Raw genomic sequence first — 16,840 nt, forward strand, 5'->3', positions numbered from 1 at the left:
CCGTACACTTGCCCTTAAAGCTTAAAAAAGCAATGCCGTCTCTTATTCTGTCGGGCGTTTTTTTAAGCTTTTGCTGTCGAGAACCGCCTGTCCCTTGCCCGTGCTTTGTTCCATCATGGCACGCACTTTAAGCGGCAATCCGAAAAGCGTTATAAAGCCTTGTGCGTCCTTGTGATCGTACAATTCCCCCGTAGTAAAACTTGCAATGCTTTCATTGTACAAACTGTATTTTGAGTCGGCTCCCGCGCCGTGTATAGTCCCCTTGTACAGTTTTAACCTTACCCAGCCCGTAACGTTTTCTTCGATCTTGTCGTTGAAAGCTTTGATTCCGTCCATGAGCGCGGTAAACCAAAGCCCGTTGTAAATAAGTTCCGCCTGTTTAAGCGCGACTTGCTGTTTAAAGTGATATGTGTCTCGGTCGAGGCAAAGATGATCCATCTGCTCGTGAGCGTAATACAAAATCGTTCCGCCCGGAGTTTCGTAAATGCCCCTGCTTTTCATTCCTACGCAGCGGTTTTCAACGAGATCCACGAGGCCTATGCCGTTTTTTCCGCCGATCTTATTGAGTTCCGTTATGATTTCAAGGCCGCTCATTTTTTTATCGTTTAAAGCTACGGGAATTCCTTTTTCAAATTCGATTTTTACGTATTCGGCCTTATCGGGAGCGTCTTCGGGGCGGACGGTGTTTTTAAGCATGTTTTGCCAATCCGGCTCGTTCTTTGTTTCTTCAAGTTCAAGCCCTTCGTGGCTTATGTGCCAGATATTTTCATCCGCACTGTAAGAAGAAGATTTTTTTACCGGAACCGGAATATTACGGTCTTCAAGGTATTTGATTTCATCTTCTCGGCTTTTTAGAGTCCATTTGTCGTCTCTCCATGCGGCGATCACTTTGAGATCCGGCGCGAAGGCTTTTATGGCAAGTTCAAAACGAACCTGGTCGTTGCCTTTTCCCGTAGCCCCGTGGCAGATCGCTATGGCTTTTTCCTGCCGTGCATATTCGACTAAAATCTTTCCTATGAGCGGCCGGGCGGTAGAAGTACCCAAGAGATACCTGTCTTCGTAAATTGCGTTACCTTTCAGAGCCGGCCATATGTATTCTTCGATATATTCTTCTCTTGCGTCTACGACATAACAGGCTGCGGCTCCCGTACGAAGCGCGCGGTCTTTAATCGCCTTCCAGTCGTCTCCTTGACCGACGTCTATGCATACGGCTATTACGTCGTAATTATAATTTTCTTTAAGCCACGGAATGATAACCGTTGTGTCAAGTCCGCCGGAATACGCCAATACTACCTTGTCTTTCGCCATAAAATTCCTTCCTCATTTAAATTCAACAGTGGAACAAAATATCAATTTTGGAGACTGTTGAATTCGTGTGCCGTTAAAATTGCATATTTATGCATAATAATCTAGCGAATTCTGCAAAAAGTTGCAAGATAGTGCGGATAGATAGCGGCGACGACAGGCGCCTGGGCGGCGGTGCGCGGCAACAGATATTGAAGGCTGCTGCGGGAGAATGTGTGGGCGGCAGGCGCTTGGCCGGCAGTGCTCGGTGAAGGTTCCCGGTTATCCGAACACGCCGGTTATGAGATTGTGCGCGACTGAGCCGGGCTGCGGAATGGTCGGCAAATCGTCTTTGTCAAACCATGCGGCCTCGCTTATTTCTTCCGGCTGTATTTTTATTTCCCCGCCGGCATATTCGGCGCGGAAGGCAAGCATAAGCTGGTCCGGAAACGGCCATGACTGGCTTCCCACATACCGTATATTTTTTATGTCCACTCCGCTTTCTTCTTTTACTTCACGGACTACGCTTTGTTCTGCGGTTTCGCCTATTTCAACAAAGCCGGAAATACATGCATAAAGATTCTGGATTCGCTGTGCGTGCCGCACAAGAAGATACTTGTCTTTGTCGCTCACTAAGACTATGACGGCCGGTTCGATCTGCGGAAAATATTGGTGGCCGCACTTCGGGCAGATTTTTGCGCTCATGGTTTGGTCGTCTGCAAGTTTTGTAGAACAACGCGGGCAAAAACGCATCTTTTCGCGCCATGCAAGAAGCCCCTTCGCTCGGGTGGAAAGCAGTATGTGTTTTTCGTCGCTCATATTAAAAAAATCTCTTAGCGGAATAAACTCGCAGCCGGCCGGAGCGGGGGATGAGCTTTCAAGCTGCATGGCGGAAAAATTATATTCGGGTTCGCTGAACCAGTCCGTCGCAGCCTGAAATTCAATGCATTTTCTGAAAATCTTTTCCGACGGCATGACCGTGCCGTTCGCTGTTTGTTCCTGCAAGGGGACGTTTTTTTGCGTTTCAAGCAGTATATTATTTTCACGGAAAATAAAACGGAATTCACAGATAAAATTATTTGAATTGCTTATTATTGACATAAATTAAAGTATAAGCCTTGCAGTGGAAAATTCAAGTAAAAATTTCAGGCTGAAATTTCAAGCCGGCAAATTGAACCGTGCTGTCAAATTCGGCGGTTAATCAAACGGCAAAGGTTCATCGGACAGAACTTATCGTAAAAAACGCAGTTTCCGTTTCCCAGTTAAAAATCGTGGTTTTTGCCGCCGTTTCCAGAAGATTTTTTATTTTATCCGCGTCAACTTTTCCTATCGCATTCGATATGTAAGAGCCGTAAGCCGAATTTTCGGCGTTAAACCAGCTTTGTATTTCCTGTTGTGAAATGCGGCGCTTTTCGCTTATGACGCGGGAATCCGAAGTTGTTAGGAATCCTTTTTCTCCGAATATTTGTGAAATCGTATTCGCGTTCCAGTTAAAAAGCGGGTTTTCTTTGTCGCTAAAGAATTCCGTTTCAGCCTTTTCCATTTTCACAAGAATTTCTCTGAACGATTCCGCACCGGACGAAGTGAGAACCTGTCTTTCCACAAGTTTTCCTATGTGCTGCGAACTGCAGGGAATACGCTGCGCGACGATCGCCTTCCACATGGGCGCCAGAGGACTTTCCGTTTTTTTGCCGTCAGGCGACGCATCGGAGGGGGCGGATAAAAGAGCTTTAAAAGAATCGGCGAGGGATTTTATCGCTTTTACGCTCGTAAAAGGATCTCTAAAAAAAACTCTGTCAAAAATAGCCCCGTTGTATTGGAAACGTAAAAAAATGTCTTTAAACGCTTTGGGGTCTATAGGATCGCGGGAATCGGTTTCGGGGCGGTAATCCAAAACAGGCTTGTCAAGGTTGTCGAGAGTTCGCGCGTATTGTTCAAGAATTTCTTTTCCCTGCTTGTTTCTGCAAACTCCGCACGTAACTCCTTCGGGCGTTTTGCGCGCTATTTCCCAGAGTAAAAGTCCGTCGTCGGCGTCCCAGATAAGGCAGCGGTGATGGCGTGATAGTTCTGCAAGAGACGTCATTGTGTCGCGGATCCCAAGCAGGTTTTCAGCCCGGTTTGAATCCAGCCGCTGCCGCCATGCCATGTCGGCTTTGTCCAGAGCCGTTTCTTTGTGGCTGTCCGGCGGAGTATAGGTAAGATTTTCTTCGCTCTTGCTTCTGACGTTTTTAGGCTGACCTGATATCCACCATTCGTTTAAATCGGCTTTAAAAAGTTTTTCTTTTTCTCCGCCGGATTTTCCGCTGGAATGATCTGACACAGATTCGGCATGTGTATCGGCGGTTGACGCATTTTGCGCATTGTTACCGCCCAAAATTGAAGCTATCTGAAGTTCTCTTCGTGAAAGCACTTCGTTTTTTATTATTTTTTCATAGCCTTGATCGCTCGGCGTGTAAAATATCCGGCCGACAAGCGCGTCGGGTAAGTATTGCTGGGCAACCCAGTGATCGCGGTATGCGTGCGGATATAAATATCCTTTGCCGTGTCCGAATCCTTCTTCGTCTCTGCTGGGATCTTTTAAGTGATTGGGAACTTCCGCTCCGTCTTTTTCTACGGAGGAAAGCGCGTCAAAGAACGCCATGCTGCTGTTTGATTTAGGCGCAGTCGCCAAATACAAGGCGGCGTGCGCCAAATGGTACCGCCCCTCCGGAAGTCCTACCCGGTCAAAGGCTTCGGCAGAGCTTACCACTACCGTAATTGCGTTAGGATCGGCGAGTCCCGTATCTTCGCAGGCGGAAATAAGCATGCGCCTAAAGATAAAGGCAGGATCTTCTCCCGCCCTTACCATGCGTGCAAGCCAGTACATGGCGCCGTCGGGGTCGCGCCCGCGAAGGCTCTTTATAAAGGCGCTTATTATGTCATAGTGATAGTCCCCGTCCCGGTCATACAATACGACTTTTTTTTGTATCGATTCTTCCGCCGCTTCCTTGCTGATATATATTGTAGATCCCCATGCGGGAACCGGAGGATCGGCTTCAGGCTGCCATTTTTCAGGGGTGGTCTCTACCGCAAGTTCAAGGGCGTTAAGAAGGCTTCTTGCGTCTCCGTTTGCCGTGTCGATAAGATGCTCCAAAGCTCCCTGTTCGAATTGGATCTTCCAGTGGCCGTAACCGCGTTCCACATCTTCGAGCGCCATTTTCGCCGCATGCGCAAGATCTTCCTTTGTTAAAGGTTTGAGCTGAAAGACGCGGCTTCTGCTTACAAGCGCCTTATTTACTTCAAAAAAAGGATTTTCCGTCGTCGCTCCTACAAGTATTATAGTGCCGTTTTCAACCCACGGTAAAAGAGCGTCCTGTTGCGATTTGTTCCAGCGGTGAACTTCGTCGACGAATAAGATTGTGCGGCGGTTGTACAATTTATAGTACTCTTCCGCCTGTTTTATCGCTACCCTGATATCCTGAACGCCTGTAAGAACAGCGTTGAGTGTAATAAAATTGCTTTTCGTGTGATTTGCAATGACCCGCGCGAGAGTTGTTTTCCCCGATCCCGGAGGACCGTAAAATATTACCGACGAAAGCTGATCCGCCGCTATCGCTCTTCGTAAAAGCCTTCCCTTGCCTACGATGTGGTCTTGTCCGATGTATTCGTCAAGGTTCCGCGGTCTCATGCGAGCGGCAAGCGGTTCTTTGCTTTTTTTTGCGCTGTCAAACAGATCCGACATATTATTCGTATTGTGTTTTTTCCGAAGGAGCGGCTTTAACCGGGATTTTTGCAAGCTCAATTTCTGCAAGCTTGTTATACGCTGCCGGCAGCGTGCCCGGAATAGAGTTTTTGAAAATCTCTACTATCTCTTCAAATATCGGTTTTGCCGACTTGAAATCTTTTTTCTTCATATAAAGGTGGCCTATTTCGTATCTGGCTTCCACGTAAGAAGCGTTGTCGCTGCCGTACATGTCGATAACGGCCTGGTAATATTTAAATGCAGCCTTATACTTTCCGTTTTGATAAGAATCCTGACCTTTTTGTATCAATTCCTGTGAAGTCATTGAGCTGTCTATGATAACGGGCGTTGATCTGCATGCCGCGGTCAAAAAAAACGTTGCGACCGCCGCAAGGCACATAGTGATTTTTTTGTTAAATATTGCAAGTTTCATGCCGGTAGTGTAACATTACCCTGCTTCTGTTTCAAGGTGATATTGATTTTTCCAATATGCATGATATGTTTGAAGCGAAGGGGAAACAATGATAAAAGCAGGCGTTATCGGAGCGACAGGATATGCGGGAATAGAACTTGTCCGCATACTTTTAGGTCATCCTGAGGTTGAAAAAATATTTACAGGTTCCGTGAACTTTGAAGGCAAAAATTTAACGGATGTGTATCCGGCTCTTATAGGACGGTACAGGAACAAGACGGACGGACTTTTGCTCACTCCCGAAGAAGTTGCTGAAAGATCCGACATAGTGTTTACGGCCCTGCCGCACGGAATTGCAGAAAAATATGCCGACTACTGTGTAAAAAACGGAAAAAAACTTATAGATCTAAGCGCCGATTTCAGATTTGGAACGGACGAAGAAACTTTTAAAAAGTGGTACAAAGAAGACTGGAAATTTCCTGAAGTTCATAAGGAAAGCGTTTACGGGCTTCCGGAAATGAACAGGGAAGAAATAAAAAACGCTAGGATCATCGGAAATCCGGGCTGTTATGTAACGTCGGCTACGCTGGCTTTGCTTCCCGCGTTAAAGGCGGGCATTATCGATACTTCGGCCGTAATTGTTGACAGCAAGAGCGGGGTTACCGGTTCCGGACGGACTCCTACGGATACGAATAATTTTTCTTCCTGCGGCGAATCGCTAAGCGCTTATAAAATAGGCTCTCACCGGCACAAGCCTGAAATCGAGCGTAATTGTTCTTTCGCCGCAAACAAAGAAGTAAACATAATTTTTACTCCGCATCTTGTGCCCATGAGTCGCGGTATCGTAAGCACCGTTTATGCAAATTTTACCGTGCCGGCTTCGGAACGCATCGCGCTTCAGGCAAAAACCGCGGGCATAGGCGCTGCAGACGTCGTACGTAATATGTACAGGGATTTTTTTGCAAAGGAACCATTTGTGCGCATTCTGCCGCCCGGCACGGATCCGCAAAGCAAAAACGTGCGTTTTACCAATTTTTGCGACATTCAAGTCTATACCGTAAACGATTCAAAGATGCTTGAAATAATTTCGACCCTTGACAATATGGTCAAAGGTGCTTCGGGGCAGGCCGTGCAGAATATGAATTTGATGTTCGGATTTGAAGAAACTTCGGGGATAGATTTTATTCCCTATTCGTTTTAAGCTCCGCCGCTATATATATCGCTGCATAAAAGCAAACCTCGTAAAAACGCTTTTATGCTTTGTAAAAACAAACAAATTCTTTTCCATAATCATATATTATGTGGTATACTATTGTGAGATTAGGAGAATACAATTGAAATTTTCCAAATTGCTTGGTAATATATTTACCCCCCCCCCCCCCCGAAAAATGAGCCAGTTACTGTCAACAGCACGGTACAAAGCTATGATGATTTAATTTACTCTTGCACCCATTTATTAAAAAATTATAAATCCTTAATTTATAAATACAACGATCTTCTAACAAAATATCAAGAGCTTTTATTAAAAAACAAGGATCTTATCAATTCCTGCCTTTCTATCTACAAACGGCAATTTTTTACCGTAAACACCATAAATACAAAAGAAAAACCCATCCAATATCGTCACTTATCAGATGATCAAACTGAAATATGCATATGCAAATTTAAATGATAATTACTTAAAAATATAGGAATTTTCGTTTTGGAGGCTTTATATGAAAAAGAGATTTTCCTTGCGTTACAAACTCATCATTATCTTCGGTCTTTTAATCGCCGTGTCATCGTCGGTTGAAATCACGCTTGCAGTATTTTCGGCTCACAAAGCGGTCATTGAAAAGGTGGAAACACATCTTATCGACAAGGCGACTGATACGGCGGAAATAATTGACGGAAGAGCAAACACCATATGTCAATTTTTGGAAGGCATCGCACGTATGCCCGTTTTAACAGACCCTGCGAGGTCTTATGCGGATAAAATCGCTATGTTAAAGAAAGAAGAGGCTTTTAATCCTCTTATAAAGAACTTTGTGTTCTGTGATACAAACGGTAACGCCTATGTATCCGTTACTGAAACTGTATCGATAACGGACCGTGAATGGTTTCAGTCTGCAATTAAAGGTAAAACATTTATAACCGAACCTATGGTATCCCGTGCAGACGGCAGTCTTTCGGCTACTTTTGCCGTTCCCATTTATGATAACAATCGTAAAATCGTGGGAGTATTGGCTACCGATCTTTTTGCCCAAAAGCTTTCCGAAGAAATTGCAGATATAGTCGTGGGCAAAACCGGCTATTGTTACATTTTGGGACGTACGGGTACTACCGTTGCGGCAAAAGAGTTTACTCGAGTTGAAAAAATGGAAAATGCACAAGAGATGGCAAAAACCGATACAAGTTTGGAATCCCTTGCTGCTTTCGAAAAAATGGCGGTAGAAATCGATGAACCTTCCATCGGTTTTTATACGTACAAGGGTGTGAACAAAATCGCCTCGTATGCCACGATGAAAACCACCGATTGGACAGTTATCATAACTGCCCCCGAAGAAGAGTTTTTGGGAGCCGTAAACGCATTGCGGCTTGAAATGATTATTATCGGCGCAATAATTTTAGCCGTCGCTCTCATCATCGTCTACTTTATCGCCCGCGCAATGGTGCGGCCGGTACAAGTTGTCGTTTCCGCTCTTAAAAACATCGCGCAGGGCGAAGGAGATTTAACAGTCCGCCTTCCATTGCACGGCAATGACGAAGTTACGGATCTCTCCAACTACTTCAATCAAACAATCGAAAAGATCGGCTCGTCAATTAAAACGGTAGGTGAAAACAGTAACATTATGGAAGAGATAGGAACTGAACTTGCCAGCGACATGACCGAAACCGCAAGCGCGGTACACGAAATCAGCTCCAATATTGACGGCGTAAAACAGCAGGCTCTGACACAGTCCGCAAGCGTTACGGAAACCGCCGCTACGATCGAAGAAATAGTCCGCACGATAAACCAATTAAATGGAAGTATTGAAAATCAGGCGGCGAGCGTCGCAGAATCGTCTTCGGCAATCGAGCAGATGGTGGGCAACATTGCGTCCATAGGGCAGACGCTTGAAAAAACCGACAACGTGGTTAAAACTCTTGCAGACGCAACGGCTGACGGTAAAAGTACCGTCGTCAGTGCAAACAGCATAACCCAAAAGATCGCAGAAGAATCCGGCGGTCTGATCGAAGCAAGTACGGTTATTCAGAACATAGCTTCACAGACAAATTTACTTGCGATGAACGCAGCGATCGAAGCCGCTCACGCAGGAGATGCAGGGAAAGGCTTTGCAGTCGTCGCGGACGAAATAAGAAAGCTCGCCGAAGATTCTGCAGAACACGGTAAAACGATAACGAACACTCTTAAAAACCTCTCAGGTGAAATTGAAGCTTTATCAGATTCTGCCAAAACGGCGGAAGAAAAGTTCAATACCATTTTCAACCTGACCGAACAGGTAAAGTCTATGAGCTACCGCGTAACGGAAGCTATGCGCGAACAGGAAAACGGCAGCAAAGAAATGCTTGCCGCAATCCGAAACATAAATACCGTAACGATAGAGGTAAAACAGGGCTCTGAGGAGATGCTTAAAGGAGGGGAAGGGGTCGCTCAGGAGATGAGAAAACTGGAAGAAATGACAAGAGTTATCACGGAGAGCATGAACGAGATGGCTGCAGGCGCCATTCAGATAAACAACGCCGTACAGGAAGTAAACGAGATCTCTCAAAAAAATAAAACTAGCATTCAAAGCTTGGCGACAGAAGTCGGAAAGTTTAAAGTGTGATTAGGGCGACTGTCCAAAAAGTAACCGTCTTTTAAGCCAGCCCCAAGTTCCTCATATAAACGGCGGACGCTGCCGGAGTCTTTTTTATTTTCCGCGCAACGTCAAGGCTCTGCCTGCGCCTTGTACGTCGGCCCGTCTTATTGACGCAGGCTTTTTTATTCATGTATAGTTATTGTTGGTTGCGGTTAAGCCTAAAAAGCCGAAAGCTTTCTGCGGCGACGCAATTTTAAATAGAGTATGAAAGCCGCTGCTGAAACGCGGTAATGGGAGTGTATATGAAAAAAAAGGTTTCGTTGGTTTGCTTGACGGTCGCTGCGGCTCTTTTATTTGCAGCCGGCTGCAAGGCTTCTTCCGGTGAAAAAGTGATCAAAATAGGTATAATTCAGCTTGTGGAACATCCGGCTCTTGACGCTTCTTATAAGGGATTCGTCGACGGACTTTCAGAGGCCGGTTTTGTCGACGGACGGAATATAAAAATCGATCATCATAACGCGCAGGGGGAACAGGCCAACTGCGTAACCATTGCGCAAAAACTCATCAACGACAAAGATGATTTGATCCTTGCAATTGCGACTCCCGCCGCGCAAGCTGTAGCGAATCTGACAAAGACAATTCCGATTTTGGTGACGGCCGTAACGGATCCTGAAAGCGCAAAGCTTGTAAAATCGAACGCTTCGCCCGGCACTAATGTGACGGGAACGTCCGATCTTACTCCGTGCGCAGCCCAAATGGAACTTCTTAAAAAAATTGTACCCGACGCAAAGACCGTCGGTATGATGTATTCTTCAAACGAACAGAATTCTTTCTTTCAAATTGCCATTGCAAAAGCCGCATGCGATGAACTCGGATTGAAATACATTGACGGGACGGTTTCAAATTCGAATGAAATTCAGCAGGTAGCGCAAAGTCTTGCGGGAAAGGTTGACGTGATCTACATTCCTACGGACAATATGGTCTCTGCGGGAATGGCGACCGTTGCGATGGTTGCAAACCAAAATAAAATTCCCACTATCTGCGGGGAAGAAGGAATGGTCGACGCGGGCGGACTTGCCACTTACGGAATAAATTATTATGAACTCGGCAAGCAGACTGCTTTGATGGCCGTAGATATTTTAAAAAACGGGAAAAAGCCCGATGAAATGCCGATTCAGTATCTTTCAGTATGCGATCTTAAAATAAATCAAGAGACTGCCAAGAAAATAGGAATAACCGTTCCTGCGGATTTAAAGTAGTCTTTGCCGAACGGCGCTTTTGAGAGGCCGCAAAATTTTCCGTGTGCGGCAAATGCGGCAAGGATTGGAGGGGTGAGCGGAGCGAAAACAAACGCTATGCGTTTGTTCGGAGGCGAAAGCCGTAGCCCCGAAAAGCCTGGTTTTTGCGATTTTATCGCAAAAAGCCGCCCGAAAATTAAAAGTTAGGGCTAATTAGTTTTAAATTTGTCTCTATAAATAGGATACGGTATGGGAATCTTACTTGCAATGCAGGGGGCCGTCGCTCAGGGCGTTCTATGGGGAATTATGACTCTGGGGGTCCTTCTAACTTTTAGAATTCTTAACATAGCCGACATGACGGTTGACGGCAGCTTTGCCACCGGCGGGGCGGTAACTGCGGTTTTGATCGTGCGGGGAATGAATCCGCTGTTTTCGCTTGTATTTGTGTTTGCCGTTGGAATGATCACAGGGCTTTGCACGGGACTGTTGCACACCAAATTGAAAATTCCCGTCATACTTTCGGGTATTCTTTCCATGATAGCCTTGTATTCGATCAACATTCGTATAATGGGCAGGGCGAACACTCCGATCATAGGGGTTCCTACGATTATGAACGGTCTGCAGGAAAAGTTCGGCCTTTCTCCGAATACGGCGTCGTTATTGGTCGGAATAATTTTTTGTATTTTCATCATCGGAATAATATACTGGTTTTTCGGCACCGAAATAGGCAGCGCCATACGGGCAACCGGAAACAATGAAAATATGGTGCGCGCGCTCGGCATAGACACGGATTTGATGAAAATTCTCGGGCTTATGATTGCCAACGGTTTGGTTTCTCTTTCCGGCGCGCTCGTAGCGCAAAGTCAAGGATATGCCGATGTAGGCATGGGAACCGGAACAATAGTGATAGGGCTCGCTTCCATCATCATCGGCGAAGTTTTGCGCGGACGGCATATTTCATTTTACAGTTATTTGATTTCCGTCGTGCTCGGTTCCGTTGTGTACAGAATCATAATTGCGGTAGTTTTGCAGCTCGGTCTTAAATCTACGGACCTCAAGCTCCTCACGGCCGTTATAGTCGCCTCGTCTCTTGCTCTTCCGGTTATAGGCTCTAATGTAAAAAAACGCGCAAAGAATATCTCCTCCTCGCAGGAGGGTATGTGATGCTTGTTCTCAAAGATATTTCAAAAACTTTCGGAAAAGGAACGATCACCGAAAAAAACGCGCTTAGCGGAATAAACCTTACGATTGAAGACGGAGATTTTGTTACCGTGATCGGCGGCAACGGGGCAGGCAAGTCTACGCTTCTTAATCTCATAGCGGGAGTCCATTTTGCGGATTCCGGATCCATAATTCTTGACGGTATTGATATAACCGTGGTAAAGGAGCATATAAGGGCGAAATATCTCGGCCGTGTTTTTCAGGATCCTATGATGGGAACGGCCGCCAATATGGAGATCGAAGAGAACCTTGCTATGGCCATGCGCCGCGGAAAAAGATGCGGTCTTGCTTGGGGAATACGATCGAGCGAACGCAATTTGTACAAAGAAAAGCTTTCTCTTTTGGGGCTGGGTCTTGAAAGCCGAATGAAAAATAAGGTAGGTCTTTTGTCCGGCGGCCAAAGACAGGCGCTTACGCTTCTTATGGCTACCTTGCAGCGGCCGAAACTGCTCTTGCTTGACGAACACACCGCTGCCCTTGACCCTAAGACCGCTCGTAAGGTTTTGGAACTGACAGAGTCCTTTATTTTGGAAGATAAACTTACCGCGTTTATGGTTACGCACAATATGCGAGATGCTATACGTTTAGGAAACAGGCTTATCATGATGAATGAAGGCCGTATAATTTACGATGTTCGCGGGGAAGAAAAGAAAAAACTTGAAGTTGCGGATCTTCTTAAAAAATTCGAAACCGTAAGCGGCGGCGGCTTTGCCAACGACAGGATGATATTGGGCTGAAAGGCTTTTGTCGCGCATTTTTGTTTTTGCGGCGCGCCGTCCGTGCAACGCACACATACAATTTGCGCCGTTTTTAGTTTTAAAGCGCGAAAAATCGCTTGCCGGCGCGAGAAAACCGCTGTCAAAAAAAATCCGTTGCGAAAAATCGCTTGCCGATGACTGAATGATACTGGGCTGAATCCATTCGTGAAAAAATCGCTATACATCGTCTCTTTTTTATGATAAAGTCTTACAACCCTAAAAAGTTTATTTTAACTAACCTTTTTTATATGCGATCGGCCTAAAGGTTGTCTAAAGGTTATAGGAGTGAATGATATGGCAAAAGATGATGAACACAAATGCACGTTAGATAAGATCATAAGTCTCTGCAAAAGACGCGGCTTTGTTTACCAGTCTTCCGAAATTTACGGCGGTCAAGCCGGAGCATGGGACTACGGACCTTTGGGAGTGGAATTAAAGAAAAACATTCAGACGGCGTGGTGGAAAGAAATGACGCAGCTGCACGACGATGTCGTAGGCTTGGATTCCGCAATCTTTATGCATCACACGACTTGGGAAGCGTCAGGGCACGTAGCGCATTTTTCGGATCCGATGATCGACTGCAAAGAATGTTCGTCGCGCTTCCGTGCGGATCAACTCATCGAAGAATATTGCAGCAAAAACGCCATTTCTCCTTCAAAACCGGTAGATACCATGCTCCACGAAGAGATGAAAGCCTTTATCGAAGATAATAAAATCACTTGTCCCATTTGCGGCAAACAGAATTACACCGATGTTCGGGAATTCAACCTTATGTTTAAAACCCATCTCGGCCCGGTTCAAAACGACACCAGCATAGTTTATCTTCGTCCTGAAACCTGTCAGGGAATTTTTGTAGATTTTAAGAATATCGTCCAGTCTAACCGCATGAAAATACCTTTCGGTGTGGCGCAGGTCGGCAAGTCGTTTCGCAATGAAATCATTTTTAAAAATTTTATTTTCCGTACCTGTGAATTCGAGCAGATGGAAATGGAATATTTTTGCAAGGCCGGAACGGATGAAGAGACTTTTGAACGCTGGCGGCGCGACCGCTGGAATTTTTATTTAAAATACGGCATTTCGGAAAAAAATCTTGCGTGGCATCACCACGACAAACTTGCTCATTACGCAAAGGACGCCTACGATATTCAGTATAATTATCCTATCGGCTTTGAAGAAATCGAAGGAATTCATAACCGCACGGATTTTGATTTGTCGCAGCATTCAAAATACAGCAAGAAGGATATGTCTTATATCGATCAGGATAACGGCAACGAGCGCTTTATTCCCTATGTAATTGAAACTTCCGCCGGATTAAACCGCAACTTTCTAATGTTTTTGTGCGAAGCGTATGAAGAGCAGAACGTCGCATCCGACGGAACGGAAGACTACAGGACGGTCCTTCACCTTGACCCGCGCCTTGCGCCCATAACCGTTGCGGTTCTTCCTATAATGAAAAAAGACGGACTTGCGGAAATAGCAAAAGAAATTCAGCATGAGCTTAAAGAAGATTTTGTAACCGATTACGATCAAAGCGGAACGATCGGAAAACGCTACCGCCGGCAGGATGAAGTAGGAACGCCTTTTTGTATAACGGTCGACTATCAGACAAAGGACGACGATACCGTAACGATCCGCTTCCGAGATTCTATGGAACAGATTCGTGTAAAAAGGCAGGATTTGGTAAACGAATTGTTTAAAGCGATAAAATCGTACAAATTCGTACGCAATTATTGAGTTGACCGTAAATAAATGGACTACATAGCTTTAGGCAGATCGAATTTGATGGTAAGCCGCACAGCCTTCGGCGCAATGTCTTTAAAAGATGTCGGCGACGAAGAGAGCGCCGCCATTCTTGTCCGTCAAGCGTACGAGGCCGGCGTAAATTTTTTCGACACGTCGCACTCGGCGCCGGAGAGCGAAAAGCTCTTGGGAGACTGTCTGCACGGCATAAGGCAGGACGTCATCCTTGCAACTAAAAGTTCCGCTTTGAACGCCAGACAGCTTGCGCGCGATCTTGAAGAAAGCCTTGACGCTCTGCATACCGACTACATAGATCTTTTTCAGTATGAAACGGAAAGTCTCATTCCTTCTCCGGACGGCGCCGACGGAATTTACGACGAATTGGAAAAATTTCGTTCGGCGGGAAAAATCTTAAACATAGGACTTACCACTCAGACAGAGGCTGTGGCTTCAAGGATGATCGCCGAAAGTTCCCTTTTTGAAACTTTGCAGTATCCTTTTAACTTATTGCTCGGCGACACCGCATCCGGAATAGTTAAAAACTGTGAAGAACGTGACGTAGGGTTTATAGCCATGAAGCCGCTTTTTTCGGGGCTTGTGCAAAATATCTCGCTGGCGTTCGGGTTTTTATATCAATTTGAAAACGTGGTTCCCGTATGGGGCGTACGCACCAGCAGCGAATTGCAACAGATCCTTTACTTTGCCTCGCATCCGCCTGTCATAGACGACAACTTCAAAGCGGAATTAAAGCGTTTAAGTGATTTTTTCAACTAGGCCGCGATATTCCAGCGGCCGAAGTTAAATCTTCTTATAAAATGCGGCATTGCAAAAAATATCGATTTTCGAAAATGCCGCATTCGTGCGCACTCTGCGCACAGTTATAAACAGGTTTCCCAAAGGGAAACCCGAAGTTAAAAGCGCCGCGCCTATTTAGCGGCGTCTTTTAAATCTTCTATTTCCTTGTCCGTCAAAACTCGGCTTATTTTCATGTTTTCGTTTGTCTGGATTGTAAGCGGGTTGCCTTGCTGGTCTGTTTCCCCTACGATCTGAACTACAGGGTTTTTGAAGTTTAGAGGATTTGCGTCCGTAACCATGGCGATCTTTCCGTTTTCCATAAAGACGTAAGTGCCTATGGGGTACAAAGACAGGCAGAACAAAAGGGCTTTTATGATTGTCGGGTCAAACTGGCGGGATTCGTTACGAAGCAGTTCAAGTATGGCTTGATGCGAAGTTTTTTGTATTTTGTATGTTCGCGGCGAAACTATCGCGTCGTAAACGCAGGTAACGGAAACTATCTTTCCGTAAAGAGATATTTTTTCACCTGTAAGCGCCCGCGGATATCCCGTTCCGTTTTCGCGTTCATGGTGTTCAAGTGTTCCGAGCTGAATACTTAAAGGAAAATTGGAATCTTTTAATATCTGAAAGCCGAGCAGTGGGTGCGTCATAAGCTGGTTCTTGTCCTTGGGCTTTAGAGGTTTGTCCGTTAAATAAAGCTGAGGAGGAATGCGGAGCATTCCTATTTCATGCAACATGGCCGTAACGCCCAATTCGACAAGTTTTTGAAGCGACATTCTTAACTGCAAGCCTATTGCGAGAGACAGGACTATGCATCGCATAGCATGATTTACGAGATAAGTTCTTGAAGGCGCGTCTTTTCTCTGCGTTATCCGCAGGATATATTTGCCGTTATCGTCTATGAACGTGCACAGATCTTTGATTTTTTGAGTGATACCCTCAATATCAAATTCCATGTGTGTTGAAAAGTGCGTGTAGACATTTGTTATGTAGTTAAGATAGCCGTTGTAAACCTTTTCCGCAAGTTTTATGCGATCTTCATCGGAAAAACGGCTCAGATCGCTTGCCTGCGCTAGTATGGATTTTATTTCGTTTTCCGCTTTTTCGGCTGTTTTAGTATTGTTTTCCTGCGGCTTTTCAGTTACCGGTTCTTTGGGAATATTTGCGACGCTGATCATTCCCTCGCACGAAATCTGTTTAAAACCCCATTCATCAAGTTCTTCAAGAAGTTTTTTTGTTATGGGCGTAGCGGAGTCGAACAGTAAAAATGTCTTGTCGAGGAACACTTTATCTGTAAAATATACGCCTTCCTGCAGGGTATCTATATTAAATGTATTCATCTATAATGTATACGACTCCCGAATTTAACGTACGTTTAAATTCAACAGTTGAACAAAATGTCAATTTTGGAGACTGTTGAATTAGTGCGCTGCGAGTATTTAAAATACGCCGCAAATGGATTTAAGAAAAGCTGCCGGAAAATATCGCCGCCTCTCAAAATGCTTTATATCAATTATATCAAATATAGCGAATAAATGAAATATTAAAATTATGTGTGAATAGGGGATTCTCCGACTCTTTTGTTTTTCAATGAAACGGTGTGCTTGGAAAACACAGTCCGCAAGCAAAAAAAAAGTTGAAAAACCTCACACTGTTTTTCAACTTTAAAAATATCATGGAGCAGACTCTGCATATGCAGGCGTCTGGATGTCAACCGCCCGCAAAATTATGCGCTGCACATTTTTAATATCGGAATTTTACACAAAAAGTTTAGCTGTGATTGCAAAAAAATTTAAAAAAATCGCTAAATGCAATTTTCGTCTCGTTACGGCGTTTTTTTTCATTGCCGGCGACGGATTTAACCGTTTATGCCGGCTTATGCCGACGAG

General features: G+C 45.1%; 12 protein-coding genes. 7 read left to right on the forward strand and 5 right to left on the reverse strand.

What is annotated here, in order from left to right; genetic code table 11:
• Window positions 1-42: 42 nt before the first annotated feature.
• The 4 genes from HRQ91_RS03130 to HRQ91_RS03145 all read right to left on the reverse strand — a co-directional run bounded on the left by HRQ91_RS03130 (window position 43) and on the right by HRQ91_RS03145 (window position 5,438).
• Window positions 43-1,308, reverse strand: coding sequence for an argininosuccinate synthase (locus HRQ91_RS03130; RefSeq protein WP_210120221.1), 1,266 nt, complete (start codon window positions 1,306-1,308; stop codon window positions 43-45).
• A 258-nt stretch (window positions 1,309-1,566) separates the two neighbouring features.
• Window positions 1,567-2,385 carry an NAD(+) diphosphatase gene (gene nudC, locus HRQ91_RS03135; RefSeq protein ID WP_210120222.1) on the reverse strand — a complete coding sequence of 273 codons (819 nt, stop codon included), beginning with the start codon at window positions 2,383-2,385 and terminating at the stop codon, window positions 1,567-1,569.
• A gap of 115 nt (window positions 2,386-2,500) precedes the next feature.
• On the reverse strand, window positions 2,501-5,005 hold the full coding sequence (locus tag HRQ91_RS03140) for an AAA family ATPase (RefSeq protein ID WP_210120223.1): 2,505 nt from the start codon (window positions 5,003-5,005) through the stop codon (window positions 2,501-2,503).
• 1 nt (window position 5,006) lies between these two features.
• A complete protein-coding gene (locus tag HRQ91_RS03145; RefSeq protein WP_210120224.1) occupies window positions 5,007-5,438 on the reverse strand; it encodes a tetratricopeptide repeat protein in 432 nt (143 codons plus the stop codon).
• Between the two features lie 88 nt (window positions 5,439-5,526).
• Here HRQ91_RS03145 and argC point away from each other — a divergent pair, with 88 nt between their 5' ends.
• The 7 genes from argC (at window position 5,527) to HRQ91_RS03180 (ending at window position 14,930) form a co-directional block, all read left to right on the forward strand.
• Complete coding sequence (gene argC / locus HRQ91_RS03150; protein WP_246473265.1) at window positions 5,527-6,618, forward strand: N-acetyl-gamma-glutamyl-phosphate reductase; 1,092 nt, start codon at window positions 5,527-5,529, stop codon at window positions 6,616-6,618.
• A gap of 514 nt (window positions 6,619-7,132) precedes the next feature.
• Window positions 7,133-9,226: a methyl-accepting chemotaxis protein gene (locus HRQ91_RS03155; RefSeq protein ID WP_210120225.1), complete on the forward strand. Its 2,094-nt coding sequence runs from the start codon at window positions 7,133-7,135 to the stop codon at window positions 9,224-9,226.
• A 275-nt stretch (window positions 9,227-9,501) separates the two neighbouring features.
• On the forward strand, window positions 9,502-10,458 hold the full coding sequence (locus tag HRQ91_RS03160; RefSeq protein ID WP_210120226.1) for an ABC transporter substrate-binding protein: 957 nt from the start codon (window positions 9,502-9,504) through the stop codon (window positions 10,456-10,458).
• A 228-nt stretch (window positions 10,459-10,686) separates the two neighbouring features.
• Complete coding sequence (locus HRQ91_RS03165) at window positions 10,687-11,601, forward strand: ABC transporter permease (protein WP_210120227.1); 915 nt, start codon at window positions 10,687-10,689, stop codon at window positions 11,599-11,601.
• Window positions 11,601-12,395, forward strand: a complete 795-nt coding sequence (locus HRQ91_RS03170) for an ABC transporter ATP-binding protein (RefSeq protein WP_210120228.1) — start codon at window positions 11,601-11,603, stop codon at window positions 12,393-12,395. Before HRQ91_RS03165 ends, HRQ91_RS03170 begins: the two co-directional genes overlap by 1 nt.
• A gap of 315 nt (window positions 12,396-12,710) precedes the next feature.
• A complete protein-coding gene (locus tag HRQ91_RS03175; protein WP_210120229.1) occupies window positions 12,711-14,150 on the forward strand; it encodes a glycine--tRNA ligase in 1,440 nt (479 codons plus the stop codon).
• Between the two features lie 15 nt (window positions 14,151-14,165).
• Window positions 14,166-14,930, forward strand: a complete 765-nt coding sequence (locus HRQ91_RS03180) for an aldo/keto reductase (RefSeq protein ID WP_210120230.1) — start codon at window positions 14,166-14,168, stop codon at window positions 14,928-14,930.
• 152 nt (window positions 14,931-15,082) lie between these two features.
• Here HRQ91_RS03180 and HRQ91_RS03185 read toward each other — a convergent pair whose 3' ends face one another.
• Complete coding sequence (locus tag HRQ91_RS03185) at window positions 15,083-16,291, reverse strand: HD-GYP domain-containing protein (protein ID WP_210120231.1); 1,209 nt, start codon at window positions 16,289-16,291, stop codon at window positions 15,083-15,085.
• Window positions 16,292-16,840: the final 549 nt, after the last annotated feature.

The organism is Treponema parvum (assembly GCF_017893965.1).
Lineage (GTDB): Bacteria > Spirochaetota > Spirochaetia > Treponematales > Treponemataceae > Treponema_D > Treponema_D parvum.